This is a genomic window from Roseinatronobacter ekhonensis (assembly GCF_900499075.1).
Lineage (GTDB): Bacteria > Pseudomonadota > Alphaproteobacteria > Rhodobacterales > Rhodobacteraceae > Roseinatronobacter > Roseinatronobacter ekhonensis.
On sequence record NZ_UIHC01000006.1, the window covers coordinates 41,839 to 58,537 of the forward strand.

A 16,699-nucleotide genomic window follows, 5' to 3' on the forward strand; every position below is an offset into this window, starting at 1 on the left:
ATCGCGGGCCGTTTTTATTGGGATCGTGACAGGGTCAGACGAAGAATTGCGCGCCGTTCGCGCTGACGGTGGATCCGTTCATAAAGCCCGCATCATCCGCGACAAGGAATGCCACGCAACGGGCGATTTCTTCGGGCTCGCCCAAGCGGCCCGCGGGGATGCCGGCAATGATCGATTCGCGCACCTTTTCAGGCACGGCCATGACCATTTCTGTCGCAATATAGCCGGGGCAGACTGCGTTCGCGGTAATGTTGAAGCGCGCGCCCTCTTGCGCTAGCGACTTCACAATGCCCAGATCGCCTGCTTTGGTGGCGGCATAGTTGACCTGTGCAAACTGGCCCTTCTGCCCGTTGATCGAACTGATGACCACGACACGGCCGAATTTACGCTCGCGCATGCCAGGCCAGATGGGGTGAACCGTGTTGAACACGCCGGTCAGGTTGGTGTCGATCACTTCGCGCCACTGTTCCGGCGTCATCTTGTGGAACGGCGCGTCACGGGTAATGCCCGCATTCGCCACTACGATGTCGATGGGGCCAAGGTCGGCTTCGACCTGCGCGATGCCCGCCTTGGAAGCGTCATAATCCGCGGCGTTCCACTTGTAGGTCTTGATGCCAGTTTCGGCGGTGAACTTCGCCGCGGCCTCGTCATTGCCCGCATAGGTTGCGGCAACGGTGTAGCCTTTGTCCTTCAATTCCTTGGAAATCGCTGCGCCAATCCCGCGCGATCCGCCTGTGACCAATGCCACTCTAGCCATGCTGTCCCCCTCCTAAGGTTCTTTTGAGTCAGTAATATCTGGTAACGAACAAGCGACGGGTGCGCAAGATTATTGCGCACCCCAATTCGCTTTAGCGTTCGAGGCACATTGCCACACCCATGCCGCCGCCGATGCACAGGGTCGCCAGACCCTTTTTCGCGTCCGAGCGCTGCATTTCGAACAGCAGGGTGTTCAGGATGCGGCAGCCAGAAGCGCCGATGGGGTGGCCGATAGCGATTGCGCCGCCATTCACGTTCACTTTCGCCGGATCCCAGCCCATATCCTTGTTCACGGCGCAGGCTTGCGCGGCGAACGCCTCATTGGCCTCGATCAGGTCCAGATCCTCGGGCTTCCAACCGGCCTTTTCCAGCGCCTTGCGGCTGGCGTGGATAGGGCCGACGCCCATAATCGACGGGTCCAGACCGGCAGTGGCGTAGCTGGCAATGCGGGCCAGCGGGGTCAGGCCGCGTTTTTCGGCTTCTTCCGCGCTCATCAGCATGACGGCAGCCGCGCCATCGTTCAGGCCAGAGGCGTTGGCGGCGGTGACGGACCCGTCCTTGGTGAAGGCCGGGCGCAGCTTTTGCAGGGATTCAATCGTCGCGCCATGGCGGATGTATTCGTCGTTTTCCACAACGATATCGCCCTTGCGCGTCTTCACGGTGAAGGGCGCGATTTCGTCTTTGAACTTACCAGCATTCTGGGCGACCTCGGCCTTGTTCTGGCTGGCCACTGCGAAATTATCCTGCTCGTCACGGCTGATCTGCCATTTTTCGGCAACGTTTTCAGCAGTCTGTCCCATGTGGTAGCCGTTGAATGCGTCCCACAACCCGTCCTTGATCATGGTGTCGATCATTTTCATGTCGCCCATCTTGGTGCCCGCGCGCATGTGGGCGCAGTGGGGTGAGAGCGTCATGTTTTCCTGACCGCCCGCCAGCACGATACCCGAATCGCCCAGCATGATGTGCTGTGCACCGAGTGCGACTGCCCGCAGGCCCGACCCGCAGACTTGGTTGATCGACCACGCCGCCGACTCGATCGGCAGGCCCGCGTTGATATGGGCTTGCCGCGCGGGGTTCTGGCCCTGTCCGGCGGTCAGCACTTGGCCAAGAATGGTTTCCGAAACCTCTGCCTTATCGATGCCTGCGCGCGCCACCACGGCGTCAAGGATCGCGGCGCCAAGGTCATGCGCGGGGGTGTTGGCGAACGCGCCGCCAAAAGACCCGACAGCCGTGCGGGCTGCGGAAACGATAACTACATTGGTCATGAGAGCTCCTCTGTCATTGACGATACGCGTGCTTGGACTAATTCAAGCGGTTCACGCTGCGTTGTATCATGGGTCAGCGGTCTTGCAATGCGCCAAACTGCCCTGTTTGCGTAATAATATTTCGCAAGCTTGCCCGCGCAGGTGTTAAACACGGATTTGCACGCGTCTTTTGTCACGGTGCGGGTCACAAACTGTTTCTGCGAAACCGGGCGCGTGGCATGGACTCTTGTGTTAATCTTGCGTTAGGTCTGCCCGAAGAGGCACGTATGGAAAAAACTTGGGCGAAATATCACCTTGGCCAGGTGGTCCGGCATAAAAAGCACCCGTTTCGCGGGGTGATTTTTGATGTCGACCCGAAATTCGCCAACACCGAAGATTGGTATCACGCGATCCCCGAGGACAGCCGTCCCAGCAAGGATCAGCCGTTCTATCATCTGCTGGCAGAGAATGAGGACAGCTTTTACGTTGCCTATGTGTCAGAGCAGAACCTGTTGCCCGACGAGTCCGGGGAACCTGTCGACCACCCGGATCTGTATGAGCTTTTCGGCGAGTTCAACAACGGGCGGTACCCGCTGCAAATCGAGATGAATTGACAGGTTCGGGCGCAAGGCGCGCTCGGTGGTCAGGCTTAAAGATGTCAGCCGACCAAGTCCGCCAAAGGGTGCTTGCACGCGACCGGAACCCAAAAGGTCAAGTTGTTTGTTCCCATGGCGCGGCGGTAGGTCAGCGCGCGCGCCAAGCTGCGGATCAGGAACCAGCCATATCCGCCCTCTCGCAGAAGTTCTGGCTCTGGCGTCGCGTGGCCGACAGCATTCGGATCGAACGGGCGCCCTGTGTCGCTGACGCGGCAGCGCAACTCGTTATCGGCCAGCCGTATTTCCAGATCTATTCTGCCTGTATCGTCGCAATACCCGTGGCGCGCTATGTTCGATAGAACCTCTGCCAGAATTATGTTCATGTCCTCGATCCAGTCGGCTGGCGTTTGCGCGGCGCGCAAGAAACCATCCACCTGAAGCAGCAGCGCGCGCACATCGTCCAGAGAGCTGTGGCAACACGCGGTAAAGACCGTTGGACTGGCGGCGTTGCGATAGGTCATCTCTGCGGTCCGCTCCTGTGCTTGGTGGCCCGTGCCTGAAGTGAAGCAAACCCCTTGCGGCTTTGGCACCGCGCTATTCGGCGGCAGGAAGGGTTTGCGCTTGGGGCGATTCGGGATGGATGCGAAAGACCGTATCCATGCGGGTCAGCCGAAATACCTTGCGCACACCAGGCGACAGCGCGGCTATTTCCAGCGGACGCTCGGGGCCCAGCAGCTTCATTGCCCCCACAATCGCGCCAAGACCGCTGCTATCCATGAATTCGACCCTTTTCAGGTCCAGAATGACCGGATTTCCGGGATGAACGGTTGCGCTGCGAATCGCATCCTTGAACCGGATGGCTACGGCAGCGTCCAGCCGGGTTTCGCGCAGTTCGATCACAAGCGCACCGCCCGATTCGCCAAGTGCCATTTGCATGAGATGTCCTTTCTTGGCCGCTTGACCCGACTCTAGCGTGAAAGTGTTACCAAGAGCTTGCCAGCTTGCGGCAGCGTGTCGGGCGCGCTAGGCAAACTAAACTGCAACGCCACGGGGGCACTATGACACATCTTTGGATACGCGCGGAAACGCGCCCGCAGGAGGAACGCGTTGGCATCTTGCCCGACGGGGTTGCTGCGCTGCGTGCCAAAGGGTTTCGCGTGACCATGGAAGACAGTCCGCAACGCGCGCTTCCTCTCGAGCCGTTCTTGAAAGCAGGTGCAACGCGCGCGGACTATGCCACCTGGCCCGATGCGCCCGACGATGCGATCATTTTCGGGCTGAAAGAACTGCCCGAGGATGGCAACGCGCTGCGCCACCGCCATATCATGTTTGGCCACGCCTATAAGGGCCAGCCAGCGGGGCAAGCGCTGTTGCAACGGTTCCGCAAGGGCGGCGGCACGCTGTATGATCTGGAATACCTGACCGATCCGCAGGGCCGCCGCGTTGCCGCGTTTGGCTACTGGGCCGGGTTCGCGGGGGCGGCGGTGTCGCTGCTGGCATTTGCCGCGCAAGCACGCGGCGGTGTCTGCGCGCCGGTTGCGCGCTTTGCCGACAAGCATGCCATGGTCCATGCCGTGGCGCAGGCATTGCACGGGTTGGAGGTGCCGAGTGTTCTGGTCATCGGGGCGCTGGGCCGCGTGGGGCGAGGTGCCGTGGATCTTTGCGCGGCTGTGGGCGCGCCGGTCACGGCTTGGGACAAGGCAGAGACCGCGACCGGCGGCCCCTTTCCCGAAGTTCTTGCGCATGAGGTGTTCCTGAACTGTATCCTTGCCGTGCCGGGCACGCCGGTATTTGTCCCGCAATCCGCCGTCGCCGCGCCGCGTGCGCTGCGGGTGATTGGCGATATCGCCTGTGATCCGTCATCCGATTTCTCTCCCGTCAAGGTGTACGACCGTGCGACCGACTGGACCCGCCCGGTGCTGCGCGTGCATGGCGCGCCTGTGCTGGACGTGATGGCAATCGACAACTTGCCCTCGCTTTTGCCGATAGAGGCGTCAGAGGATTTCGCGGCCCAGCTTTTGCCTCATCTTGAAACGCTGGATGGTATCGACACCGGTGTTTGGGCGCGCGCGCGGGCCGAGTTTGACCGGCATGTGCAAAGGCTTGGGGCTTGATGTTTTAAGTTTGAAATATATGCTGCTGTATAGCTTGGGGAGGCAGTATATGACAGAGATTATCGACTGGGACGCCGCGTTCGAGAATGGCGCTCATATTCCCGATGGGTCCGCGTATCCGGCAGCATGGCAGGCGCGGGCCTTGGAGTATCGCACGCAAGCGACTGCGCGGCTGGATCTGCCCTATGGCACAGGCCCGCGCGAACGCTTCGACCTTTTCTTGCCCGATACTGCGCCGAAAGGTCTGTGCGTATTCGTGCATGGCGGCTACTGGAAGGCTTTTGATAAAACCACATGGTCGCATCTGGCCCATGGCGCGGTGGCGCGCGGTTGGGCGATGGCGTTGCCCAGCTATACGCTTGCGCCAGAGGCGGGGCTGCCTGAGATGACCGGGCAGATCGCGCGTGCGATTTCTGCGGCCCGCGCAGAGGTGCCGGGCCCGGTGCGGCTGGCGGGGCACTCGGCGGGCGGTCATCTGGTGGCGCGGATGCTGTGTTCCGATATGCCGGATGTGGCGCGGCAGGCTGTCTCTATCTCTGGCCTGCACGATCTGCGCCCCTTGCTGTACACGCGTATGAACGACATTTTGCAACTGACAGACCAAACGGCGTGCAACGAAAGCCCTGCGCTTCTGACCCCACGCGATGGCACCCGCCTGACGGCGTGGGTCGGCGGGCACGAGCGCCCAGAATTCCTGCGTCAGTCTGCGCTGATTCGAGAGGCATGGCCGCACACCAAGCTGGTGGTTGACGGCGCGTTGCACCATTTCAACGTGATTGCCGCCTTGGAAGACCCCGACAGCCCCTTGACCAACGCCATGATACAGGACGCGCCATGAGCATTTCGATTGCCCGCGAAGGGGATATCGCCCGCGTCACGCTGGATAACCCGCCGGTGAACGCACTTGGACAGGCGCAGCGCGAAGGGCTCGCGGACGCTGTGGCGCAGACCAACGCGATGGACGGGCTGCGCGCTGTGGTGTTGCACTGCGCGGGGCGTAGCTTTGTTGCGGGGGCCGATATACGCGAATTCGGCAAGCCGCCGGAACCGCCGCATCTGCCCGATGTGCTGGCCCAGATAGAGGGCGCGCGCGTGCCTTGGGTGGCAGCCATCCACGGAACCGCGCTGGGCGGCGGGTTGGAGCTTGCCTTGGCGTGCCGTTACCGGGTGGCGGCGCGTGGCGCGAAGCTGGGCTTGCCAGAGGTCACATTGGGCTTGATTCCCGGCGCTGGTGGCACCGTGCGGCTGCCACGGATTGTTCCAGCCACGCAGGCATTGCAGATGGTCGCGGGCGGCAAGCCGGTCGCCGCCGCGCAGGCGGCAGAGTGGGGCCTGATCGACCATCTGGCCGACGGGGATGCCCTCGAAGCTGCTGTGCAATTCGCGGCAACTGTCGCCAAGCGTCGCGACCCCGGCCCGGTGTTGGCACGACCCGTTCAAAACCCCGACCCTGCGGCATTCGACGCGTTGGCCGACAGGTTGACGAAACGTGCGCGCGGCCAGCACTCGCCAATAGAGGCCGTGGCCGCTCTGCGCCGCGCGCTGACCCTGCCCGCGCCCGAGGCCATGGCGGCCGAGCGCGAAGCCTTTTTGCGCCTGCGCGACGATCCGCAATCCAAGGCGCTGGCGCATGTGTTCTTTGCCGAACGCGGTGCCGCGCGGCTGGACCGGCTGAAAGGGGTGGCCGTGCCTGCGCCCGAACGCGTGGGCGTGGTCGGCGGCGGCACCATGGGTGCTGGGATTGCAAGCGCGTGTCTGCTGGCGGGGCTGCGCGTGACGTTGCTGGAACAGACGGCAGACGCCGCGCAGGCCGCACAGGACCGCGTGACCGGCATTCTGCAAGACAGTCTGTCGCGCGGGGTGATTGCTCCCGACCGCCATGCCGCACTTGTGGCGCAGTTCACCGCCACGCATGACCCGACCGCCTTGGCCGATGCCCAGCTTGTCATCGAAGCCGTGTTCGAGGATTTCGATGTCAAGAAAGCGGTTCTGGCGCAGTTGGAATCCGTCACGCCGCCGGAGTGTGTGCTGGCCACCAACACCTCTTATCTGGATGTGAACGCCTTGGCGGCGACCATGTCCGACCCGTCGCGGCTGGTGGGGTTGCATTTCTTCTCGCCCGCGCATGTGATGAAATTACTGGAAATTGTCGTGCCCGATGGGGTGTCCGACACGGCGCTTGCGACCGGTGCCGCGCTGGCCAAAGCCTTGGGCAAGATCATGGTCTTCGCCGGTGTGTGCGACGGGTTCATCGCCAACCGGATCATGTCGGCCTATCGCGCCGCGTGCGAACACATGCTGGAAGCGGGCGCTACGCCATGGGAGGTTGACGCCGCCATGGTCGATTTCGGTTTTCCGATGGGCATTTACCAGATGCAGGATCTGGCGGGGCTGGATATTGCCTGGGCCATGCGCAAGCGCCGCGCCGCAGAGGGCAAGCGCCCGGCAGACTACGTCCGCATTCCCGATATTTTATGCGAAGCGGGCCGGTTTGGCCGCAAGGCGGGACGCGGTTGGTATGACTACACCACCGGAAAACCCGTGCCCGACCCAGAGGTCGAGCGTGTGATCGCAGCGGAGTCCGCGCGCAAAGGCATCGCGCGACGGCCTTTTACCGCAGAGGACATCATGGCGCGCATCCTGTCAGTCATGCAAGCTGAGGGCGCGGCGATTCTGCGTGAAGGGATCGCATCCCGTGCGGCGGATATCGACGTGGTGATGATCAACGCCTTCGGCTTTCCGCGCTGGACAGGCGGGCCGATGTATCTGCGCGACGCGTCCTAGCCGTTGCCGCGAATCGGGCGCTGCGCTACCGTTTTCGGAAAGGGAGAGTTGCCATGATCCGACACGCCACCGCCGCTTTGCTTTTGCTGGCGTCTTCCGCTCAGGCCGATGACTGCGACGCGCTGTTTCTGCGCCTGCTGGTCGACGGCAACCCCGAGGTGCCTGTCGTCATCGAAGCCACGCAAAGCTTTAACGGGGCACCGCCCACGGTGACACGGCATTCCGCCGATTCAACCGGCGACTGGTTGAGCGAGGCAGTCGAGCCGCCGACGCTGCCATGGTCCATGCAGCGCGGCGATGTGATGTATATGTCCAGCGATGGCGGGCAAAGCTGGTCAGAGATCAACCGCTTCACCCAAGCGCAACGCGACGCGGCGCAGGACGTTTTGCGCACCGAGGCTGAAACGCGCCACGACGTTGCGTGCAGCACAGATATCCGTGACGGTGTAAGCTACCAACTGGTCGAGGGGCGCTATATTGCCAACACGCAGCAAGATGCGCAGATGTTCCTGCGCTACTGGCTGGAGGATGACGGCTGGATCGCGTTCCACGACATGCAGGTGCGCGCCGCGGCCTATGATCTGGACGTGACGCAGGTCTTGCAACGGGTCGAGCGGGTGGACTTGCCCACTCCGTAACGGCGCTAACTCTCCCGCCGGCCTTCCAGATGTTTGCGCAGCTTTGACGGGGGCGCTTTCTTGCGGCCCTTGAACGGGTTCTTGTCGTTCTGGCTGCGCATGAACATGCGGATCGGCGTGCCGGGCATGTCAAACGCTTCCCGCAGTCCGTTGACCAGATAGCGCGTATAAGCGGCAGGCAGGTCTTCGGGGTGCGAGCACATGACCACGAAACCGGGCGGACGGATTTTCGCCTGTGTCATGTAGCGCAGCTTGATACGCTTGCCGCCCGGTGCGGGCGGCGGGTGCGCCGTGACCATCGCTTCCAGCCATTGGTTCAGCTTGGCAGTGCCGACACGGCGGTTCCAGATATCATGCGCGCGCAAGATGGCGTCGTGCAGTCGGTCCAGCCCCTTGCCGGTTTTGGCAGAGACTGTCACCATCGGCGCGCCCCGCAACTGCGGCAACAGCTTTTCAAACTTGTAGCGCAGCTCTTTCAGCTTGTCCTGTTTCTCTTCCTCGATATCCCACTTGTTCACCGCCACGACCACCGCGCGCCCTTCGGTTTCGGCGAAATCGGCGATGCGCAGGTCTTGCGACTCGAAGGGGATAGCGGCATCCAGCAGCACGACCACAACTTCGGCAAAGCGCACGGCGCGTAACCCGTCGGCCACGGACAGCTTTTCGACCTTATCGACCACCCGGGCCTTTTTGCGCATGCCAGCCGTGTCAAAAATCCGCGTCGGCGTGCCCATCCAATCCAGCGTCAGAGAGATCGAATCGCGGGTGATCCCGGCCTCTGGCCCGGTCAGCAGCCGGTCTTCGCCCAGAATTTTGTTGATAAGCGTGGATTTGCCCGCGTTGGGCCGCCCGATCACGGCCACTTGCAAGGGTTTGGCGGCGCTGGGTGTGTGGTCGGGGGCGTCGCCGTCCTCGGATACGTCAATATCCGTGGCGGGGGCGTCGGCCTCGGCGCGTTCTTCGAACCCTTCGGCAAGCGGGCGCAGAATGTGGTAAAGCTCGTCCATCCCTTCGCCATGCTCGGCGGACAGGCGCAGCGGTTCGCCCAGACCCAGCCCATAGGCGTCCAGCAACCCGGCTTCGCCCGCGCGCCCCTCGGCCTTGTTCGCGCCCAGAATGACATGCGTGCCGCGCTTGCGCAGGATATCGGCCAGCCCTTCGTCGCTGGCGGTCACGCCTGCGCGCGCGTCGATCAGGAACAGGCAGATATCGGCCATCTCTACCGCGCGTTCGGTCAGGCGGCGCATCCGGCCTTGCAGGCTGTCGTCGGTGGCATCTTCCAACCCAGCGGTATCAACGACCGTAAAGCGCAGGTCGCCCAGCCGCGCCGCGCCTTCGCGCAGGTCGCGGGTGACGCCGGGTTGGTCATCGACCAAGGCGAGCCGTTTGCCGACAAGCCGGTTGAACAGGGTCGATTTGCCGACATTGGGCCGCCCGATGATGGCGAGGGTGAAGCTCATGTTTCCCTCCAGAGAAACGAAGAAGGGCCCCGCACCAAGCGGGGCCTGTCAGATCGCGCAGCCTATAGACCAATCCTTAGCGATAGGCCAGCAGGCTACCGTTGCGAGAGACAACATAAAGCGTGCCGCCGACCACGATCGGCGCGCTGGTGGCGCCAGAGGGCAGCTCGATCTGTTCCACAAGCGCACCATTGGCCGGGTCAAAACTTCGGATCATCCCGTCGCTGGACGCGACAATCAGACGCCCGCCCGCCAGAAGAGGGCCGAAATGCGCATAGATCTCTGCACGCTTCCTTTCGCGATCTGTTGTATGCAACGGCAAGGGCTGGCCCCAGATGAACGCGCCCGTTGCAGCATCCAGACGCACAAGGCGGTTGCGGTCCGACATCAGAAAGACCGACCCGCCCACAGGCCAGACAGGGCCATATGCGGCTTCGTCAGCGGTCCACAAGCGGCTGCCGTCGCGCAGGCTCAGCGCCATGACGCGGCCTGACTGGTTGCCGATGAAAACGCGGTCGCCCGAAATGACCGGATCGCCCGTGATGTCTTTGACCCGCGCATAAGCTACGCCCAAACGCGTGCCGGCAATATTCGTGCGCCAGGCAATCATGCCCGTGTCGCGTTCCGCTGCGATCAACTCTCCCGCAGGGGTCGGAAACAGCACCAGATCACCAGCAACGGCGGGCGCCGCGCCGCCTACCATCGAAGCCACCGAAGGTGTGCCCGGCAATTGCCAGTCTGTTTTGCCGTCGCGCGTGTCGAGTGCCCAAGCGGTGCTGTCGGCCGCGACCACATACACGCGGTCGCCCGCAATGGTCGGAGGCGCTGTGACAGGCGCGTCAAAGGCTTTGGACCAGACAACCTCGCCACTGCTGGCGTTCAGCACGGTCAGGCTACCGAAAGCAGAACTGACGTATACGCGCCCGTTTGCAAAAGCCAAACCGCCGCCCGACGCGCCATCAGCGCTCCGCGTGGCGCTTGGTGTCAGGTCGCGCGTCCAGACGGTGGTGCCTGCGGTGTTTGTTGCCGTCACCTGTGCGCGGCTGTCCAAGGTGTAGATAATCCCGTTGGCCGCAACGGGTTCGGCGGTAATGCGGTGACGGCGTCCGTCGCCTTGCCCAATGCCGGACGCCCATTGTTGCGTCAATGCGCCGCCAAGGGCCGGATGCGCGATCCGCGTGTTCGGGGTACCCAGACGGTGCGTCCATGCCGCGTTGACCTGCGTGCCCGGTAGGCGGATCGGTTCTGCGCGGCTGGCCGCGGCCTCGCCCGCGTCTTCGGCAAATGGGGCGCGTAGCGGAAAGCGTTCACCCTCAAGGATAAATTCGCGGTCGCAGGCGGCAATGGCCAGAGCCATGGCAAGCAAGGTTGCGGATGTCCAAAATCTCACCTCAGGCTCCTATTCGCTTTGCGCGCGTCACGCCGCGCCGGTTTCCGCACCCAGTCCGGTCAATAGCTGCGTAACACGTTGGCGCAACGCTTGCGACACGTCTGATTGTGCCAGCAAGTCCTGCAATATTTCAATCGCTCTTTCCGTCTCTCCGGCTTCCAGCGCCAAGAGCGCGCTTTGCTCCAACGCAAGCGGACGGAAAGGCTGGCCGGGTTGGGCAAGCCCTGCGATCACGGTTTGGCGTTCGGACAGCGGCAGCGCCCCTTCACCGGCCATAACCCGCTTGAGCGCGGCAAGCTGGCGGTAGGCGTCTGGCAGGCTGGTGTCTTCGGCAGCGGCCTGAAACGCATCCAGCGCGGCGGCGCGGTCGGTTTCCAGCAATTCGCCCGCGCGCAGCAGTTGCAACACGCCTTGTTGCGCACCGGTGGCCTCTATCTCGGACAGGGCGGCGATGCGTGCATCCGTGTCATTGTTTTCCAATGCGCCAAGAACCGCTTCGCCGAACGCCTCTGCGCTGGCCTGTGCGCTGGCCTTGCGCCATTCGTTCCATGCGGTTCCGCCCACGATCAACGCCACGACAAGCAGCGCGATCCAGCCGTATTTCCGCAGGTAATAAACCGCCCGGTCGCGCCGCAGCTCTTCGCTGACTTCGTCGATAAAACTCTCAGGATTGCTCACAGGGGGCACCTTTGGCTGGGGTCTTGCGCTGTCTTAGCGTGAAGCGGGGTAGATTGCCAAGCCCCGCAAACCTTCGTCGGCAGGCAATATCCACGCAAAGAAAAAGCACAATCGGCATTTTCTGCACCTGCAAAATAAATCTGAACTGGTCAGTCTAGCGTATCGGGTCTATATACGCGACTTGTATAAGCACCAAGAGGCGGCGATGCGCATTTTTCCCCTGATCACGGCTTTGACCGTTATTGCCATGGTTTACATGCTGGTGATGGAGCGCTCGGCCTTGCTGAGCTTCGCCGGTGTTGTCACCGAAGCCAGCGCGCAGACCGAAGACGAGGGCGCACAGCCACGGGTGAAAGTCGTTGCCATGCGGTCGGTCGCCCAATCGGTCGACAGCAGTGTTATCCTGCGCGGGCGGACAGAAGCGCCCCGTTCTGTCGAAGTGCGCGCCGAAACCTCTGGTCTGATTATCTCCGAACCGCTGCGCCGTGGCGCCAGTGTCGAAGCCGGTGATCCGCTATGCGAGGTTGCCCCCGGCGTGCGCCGTGCCGCGCTGGACGAGGCGCGCGCCCGTCTGGCAGAGGCTGAGATCAATTTCCGCGCCGCCGAAGGGCTGCGCGAGGGTGGCTTTGCTCCCGAAACGCGCGTGGCCTCTGCAAAAGCGGCACTGCAGGCCGCGCAGGCCGGACTTGACCGCGCAGTAGAAGACATGGCGCGGCTGGTGATGCATGCGCCGTTTGACGGTTTGCTGGAAACCGACACGGCCGAACTGGGTAGCCTTTTGCAACCCGGTGCGCTCTGCGCCACGCTGATCCAGCTTGACCCCATGAAAATGGTGGGCTTTGCCACGGAATTGCAGGTCGCGCGGCTGAGCGAGGGGGCGCGCGCAGGCGCGCGTCTGGCAGGTGGGCGAGAGGTGTTCGGACAAGTCAGTTTCATTGCGCGGTCTGCTGACCCGCAGACCCGCACCTTCCGGGTCGAAGTTACCGTGCCCAACCCCGACAATAGTATCCGCGACGGGCAAAGCGCCGACATCATGATAGAGGCGGATGGCCGCGAAGGGCATCTGATACCCGCCTCTGCGCTGACGCTGAATGACGCGGGCGCACTTGGTTTGCGGCTGGTTGATGACGCGGGCCATGTCACCTTTTCGCCGGCCACCGTGTTGCGCGATACCGACGATGGCATCTGGCTTGCGGGACTGCCCGAAGAAATCGGCGCTATTATCGTCGGCCAGGAATTTACCCGAGAGGGTGCCATGGTCGATGTGACATGGCGTGACGGGCAGGACGCGCCCGAGGGGGCTGCACAATGATCGGTATCGTTTCATGGGCCGCGACCCATGCGCGGATGGTGCTTGCCCTGATTGTCATGACATTGGGTGCCGGTGCTGCCGCCTATTTTGGTCTGCCCAAAGAGGGCGAGCCGGATATCGAGGTGCCTGCCGTCATCATTACAGTGCCGTTTCCCGGCGTTAACGCGGTCGATTCCGAGGATGCCATCGTCAAGCCGATGGAAACCGAGCTTGCTGGGCTGGACGGGCTGAAAAAGCTGGGCGCGTTTTCCGCCGACGGTATCGGCGCTGCGGTGCTGGAGTTTGAATTCGGCTGGAACAAGTCGGAAACCATGGCGGATATTCGCGATGCGATGACCCGCGCCGAAGCGCAATTTCCCAGTGGTGCGCAGAATTATACCATAACGGAAATCAACTTCTCCGAATTTCCCATCGTCATTGTGGCATTGTCGGGCGACGTGTCCGAGCGGACCCTGCTTACGGCCACGCGCAGCCTGCAAACCCGGATAGAGGCGCTCGATTCCGTGCTGGAGGCCGAGATCGCGGGGTCGCGCGATGAAATGGTCGAGGTGCTGATCGACCCACTGAAGCTGGAGGCGTATAACGTCACAGCTGGAGAGTTGATCCAGACGGTCGGGGCCAATAACCAGCTTGTCGCCGCAGGGCAGGTTGAAACCGCAAGCGGGGCGTTTTCCGTAACGGTGCCGTCCACCTTCGAAGATACGCGCGATATCTACCGCCTGCCGATCAAGGTGAACGGCGATTCGGTTGTGACGCTGGGCGATCTGGCTGAAATTCGGATGACCTTTGCCGATCGTGAAGGGACCGCGCGGTTCAACGGCGAGGAAAACCTTGCCATTCAGGTGGTCAAGCGCAAGGGGTTCAACGCGATCGACACGGTCGCGGCCGTGCGCACAGCGATCGAAGCAGAGCAGGCAAGCTGGGATGCGGAATTGCGCAATTCCGTCCATATCACCACCGCGCTGGACCAATCCGTGCAGGTTGACGAGATGGTGCGCCAGTTGGAAGGGTCCGTTCTGACCGCCATCGTGCTGGTTATGATCGTGGTGCTTGCGGCGCTTGGCACCCGGTCGGCGCTGTTGGTGGGTTTTGCCATTCCGGCATCGTTCCTGCTGTGCTTCATCTTGCTGGGTGTGATGGGCGTCGCCGTATCGAACATCGTGATGTTCGGGCTAATTCTTGCGGTCGGGGTTCTGGTCGATGGCGCGGTGGTTGTTACCGAATACGCCGACAAGCGTATCGCGGCCGGTGACGGGCCGATGCAATCCTATGTACGCGCCGCGCAGCGCATGTTCTGGCCGGTTATCGCCTCTACCGCGACAACGCTCTGTGCGTTCCTGCCCATGCTGTTCTGGCCCGGTGTGGCCGGTGAATTCATGGGCATGCTTCCGGTCACGCTGATTTTCGTGCTGACGGCCTCGTTGATTGTTGCGCTGGTGTTTCTACCCGTCATGGGCGGGGTTACAGGACGTATGGCGCGGCGCGTCGGCCAGATGTCGGACGGCTTGCGCCGTTTGCCGTGGGTTTTGCGTCTGCCTTTTGCCGCGCTGGCAATCGCTGGGATGTGGCTGGGCGGTATGCTTATGCTGAACCCCGGTTTTCTTGCGGGCGGCACGCAAGCAGCACAGTCTGCGGTCGAATTGTTGCCGGGCGCAGTGCTTCTGGCGCTGGCGGCTGTCGGCGTTTCCATCACGTTCGGCGCAATCGCCATCCGCCGTCCAGCCAAGACCATTGACGCCAGCCGCCAATACGGGCTGACCGGCTGGCTGGCAAAATTCGCCGTGGGCAACCCGGTCATGCCGATTGTGATTGTCGTGGCCGTGGTCGCCTTTGTGATGAGCGTGTTCCAGTATTACGGCGCGAACAACCGTGGTGTGGAGTTCTTTGTCGAGACGGAACCCGAGCAGGGCATCATTTATGTCCGTGCTCGCGGGAACCTGTCTTTGGACGAAAAAGATTCGCTTGTGCGGCAGGCCGAACAGGTCGCCATGACAACCGACGGTGTAGATTCGGTTTTTGCTTTCGCGGGCGATGGCGGGCTGAACACAAATACCGGTGGCACAAGTGCCCCCAATGATGCTGTGGGGCAGGTTCAGTTCGAGCTGACGAGCTGGCAAACCCGCACGGATGACCCGGAAATGTCCGGGTCGCGCATCGTGGAACGGATGCAGGCGCGCTTGTCGGAAATTCCTGGCATCTATGCCGAAACGCTCATTCAGGCGGGCGGGCCTGCGGGCGCAAAGCCCGTGCATTTGCGCCTGACCGGACAGGATTTCGAGACGCTGGAGCAAGCCGTCGATCAGGTCCGCGCAAAATTCGCGGATACGCCCGGTCTGTTTGATCTGGAAGACACCCGTCCCGTGCCCGGCATCGACTGGCAGATCAATGTCGACACAGAGATTGCGGGCCGTTTCGGGGCAGATGTGCAGACCATTGGCGGCATGGTGCAACTTGTGACCCGCGGGTTGCTGCTGGACACCATGCGCGTCGACAGTTCCGAAGAGGAAATCGACATCCGCGTGCGGCTGCCAGAGGAAAACCGGCTGCTCTCGACACTGGAAACCCTGCGTGTCCAGACCAATTTCGGGATGGTTCCGTTGTCGAATTTCATCACCACCGAAACCGTCGCCAGCCGCTCGCGCATCGACCGGATGGATCAGCAGCGTTATTTCGATGTGAAGGCTGATGTGCGCGCCAATCTGGAGCAGCTTGTCGATGAAGACGGTGTGGTGCAGCGGGTTGTCACCCGTTCCGAAACCCACCCCGCAGAGAGCGAAGAGGGATCAGAGGCCCATACCCGCGCCGTCGAAACCGTGGCCGAGATGGAGCGCAATGGCTGGCGTTCTGTCCCGATCACCGCGACCGAACGGATCGAAACGTTGACGGAGTGGTTGCAAACAGAAGCGGACCTGCCTGCGGCCATCGACTGGGAATGGACGGGCGAGCAACAGGACCAGCAGGAGAGCCAGCAATTCCTGATGTATGCCTTCGGCGCCGCGCTGGGCTTGATGTTCGTCATCCTGCTGACCCAGTTCAACAGCTTCTACAACTCTGTTTTGGTGCTTCTGGCGGTCATCCTGTCCAGTGCCGGTGTGCTGATCGGCATGCTGGTGATGGAGCAGACCTTCTCTGTTATCATGACCGGCACCGGCATCGTGGCGCTTGCGGGTATCGTGGTGAACAACAACATCGTGCTGATCGACACCTATCAAAGCTACGCCAAGATCATGCCAAGGATCGAAGCGATCATCCGCACGGTCGAGGCGCGTATCCGCCCTGTGCTGATGACCACGATCACCACCATGGCCGGTCTGACGCCCATGATGCTGGGGATCAGTCTGGATTTCGCAAATGGCGGCTACAGCATCGACAGCCCGACGGCGCTGTGGTGGAAGCAACTCGCAACGGCTGTGGTCTTTGGCCTAGGCGTGGCCACGGTTCTGACGCTGATGCTGACGCCTGCGCTGTTGGCACTGCGTGTCTGGATCGAAAAGGGTGCCTATCGCGGCGCGCTTGGACTGCGCTGGTTGTTTGCCAAACGTGGCAGCGCGGCGCGGCGTGACCGTGCACTTGAAAAGAAGCTTGCGCGCATACGCGGCACGGAGCTGATCTGGGATACCGGGGTCACGCCGCCGCGCCCTGTCCCGGTCGCACCGGATATCGAGCCGGAATTGCCGCTGCGGGCTGCGGAATAGCGGCGCTTTGGATAGGCGACTGCAGGGGGCGC

14 protein-coding genes are annotated in these 16,699 nt (G+C 62.3%); 7 read left to right on the forward strand and 7 right to left on the reverse strand.

The genetic code is table 11. The features are described 5' to 3' along the window. Positions 1-34: 34 nt before the first annotated feature. Positions 35-757, reverse strand: a complete 723-nt coding sequence (phbB, locus tag ROE7235_RS04380; RefSeq protein ID WP_121093460.1) for an acetoacetyl-CoA reductase — start codon at positions 755-757, stop codon at positions 35-37. A 91-nt stretch (positions 758-848) separates the two neighbouring features. Beyond that, entirely contained in the window at positions 849-2,021 is a 1,173-nt protein-coding gene (locus ROE7235_RS04385; RefSeq protein WP_121093461.1) for an acetyl-CoA C-acetyltransferase, read from the reverse strand. 266 nt (positions 2,022-2,287) lie between these two features. Here ROE7235_RS04385 and hspQ point away from each other — a divergent pair, with 266 nt between their 5' ends. After that, positions 2,288-2,614 (forward strand): heat shock protein HspQ, encoded by a 327-nt coding sequence (gene hspQ / locus ROE7235_RS04390; RefSeq protein ID WP_121093462.1) that lies wholly within the window; start codon positions 2,288-2,290, stop codon positions 2,612-2,614. 44 nt (positions 2,615-2,658) lie between these two features. On the opposite strand, the gene ROE7235_RS04395 is transcribed toward hspQ, so the two are convergent. After that, positions 2,659-3,117, reverse strand: a complete 459-nt coding sequence (locus tag ROE7235_RS04395) for an ATP-binding protein (protein ID WP_121093463.1) — start codon at positions 3,115-3,117, stop codon at positions 2,659-2,661. A 73-nt stretch (positions 3,118-3,190) separates the two neighbouring features. Further along, positions 3,191-3,532 (reverse strand): STAS domain-containing protein, encoded by a 342-nt coding sequence (locus ROE7235_RS04400; protein WP_121093464.1) that lies wholly within the window; start codon positions 3,530-3,532, stop codon positions 3,191-3,193. Positions 3,533-3,654: 122 nt separating this feature from the next. Between ROE7235_RS04400 and ROE7235_RS04405 the strand changes: the two genes are divergently transcribed. The 4 genes from ROE7235_RS04405 to ROE7235_RS04420 are packed head-to-tail and all read left to right on the forward strand — an operon-like array spanning position 3,655 to position 8,132. Further along, the gene (locus ROE7235_RS04405; RefSeq protein WP_121093465.1) at positions 3,655-4,710 is read left to right on the forward strand and encodes a saccharopine dehydrogenase; all 1,056 of its coding nucleotides are present in this window, start codon (positions 3,655-3,657) and stop codon (positions 4,708-4,710) included. A gap of 49 nt (positions 4,711-4,759) precedes the next feature. Then, positions 4,760-5,548, forward strand: a complete 789-nt coding sequence (locus ROE7235_RS04410; protein ID WP_245963874.1) for a hormone-sensitive lipase — start codon at positions 4,760-4,762, stop codon at positions 5,546-5,548. After that, entirely contained in the window at positions 5,545-7,494 is a 1,950-nt protein-coding gene (locus tag ROE7235_RS04415) for an FAD-dependent oxidoreductase (protein WP_121093466.1), read from the forward strand. Before ROE7235_RS04410 ends, ROE7235_RS04415 begins: the two co-directional genes overlap by 4 nt. Before the next feature lie 53 nt (positions 7,495-7,547). Then, positions 7,548-8,132, forward strand: coding sequence for a hypothetical protein (locus ROE7235_RS04420; RefSeq protein WP_121093467.1), 585 nt, complete (start codon positions 7,548-7,550; stop codon positions 8,130-8,132). Between the two features lie 5 nt (positions 8,133-8,137). On the opposite strand, the gene der is transcribed toward ROE7235_RS04420, so the two are convergent. The 3 genes from der to ROE7235_RS04435 all read right to left on the reverse strand — a co-directional run bounded on the left by der (position 8,138) and on the right by ROE7235_RS04435 (position 11,660). Beyond that, positions 8,138-9,592, reverse strand: coding sequence for a ribosome biogenesis GTPase Der (der, locus tag ROE7235_RS04425; protein ID WP_121093468.1), 1,455 nt, complete (start codon positions 9,590-9,592; stop codon positions 8,138-8,140). 76 nt (positions 9,593-9,668) lie between these two features. Beyond that, positions 9,669-10,982: a PQQ-like beta-propeller repeat protein gene (locus ROE7235_RS04430; protein ID WP_245963875.1), complete on the reverse strand. Its 1,314-nt coding sequence runs from the start codon at positions 10,980-10,982 to the stop codon at positions 9,669-9,671. A 27-nt stretch (positions 10,983-11,009) separates the two neighbouring features. Then, entirely contained in the window at positions 11,010-11,660 is a 651-nt protein-coding gene (locus tag ROE7235_RS04435) for a tetratricopeptide repeat protein (RefSeq protein ID WP_121093470.1), read from the reverse strand. 205 nt (positions 11,661-11,865) lie between these two features. Between ROE7235_RS04435 and ROE7235_RS04440 the strand changes: the two genes are divergently transcribed. Both ROE7235_RS04440 and ROE7235_RS04445 read left to right on the forward strand, forming a co-directional pair. Beyond that, positions 11,866-12,972 carry an efflux RND transporter periplasmic adaptor subunit gene (locus tag ROE7235_RS04440; RefSeq protein WP_121093471.1) on the forward strand — a complete coding sequence of 369 codons (1,107 nt, stop codon included), beginning with the start codon at positions 11,866-11,868 and terminating at the stop codon, positions 12,970-12,972. Further along, positions 12,969-16,667, forward strand: coding sequence for an efflux RND transporter permease subunit (locus ROE7235_RS04445; protein ID WP_121093472.1), 3,699 nt, complete (start codon positions 12,969-12,971; stop codon positions 16,665-16,667). The genes ROE7235_RS04440 and ROE7235_RS04445 overlap by 4 nt, the downstream gene beginning before the upstream one ends. The last annotated feature ends 32 nt before the right edge of the window (positions 16,668-16,699 follow it).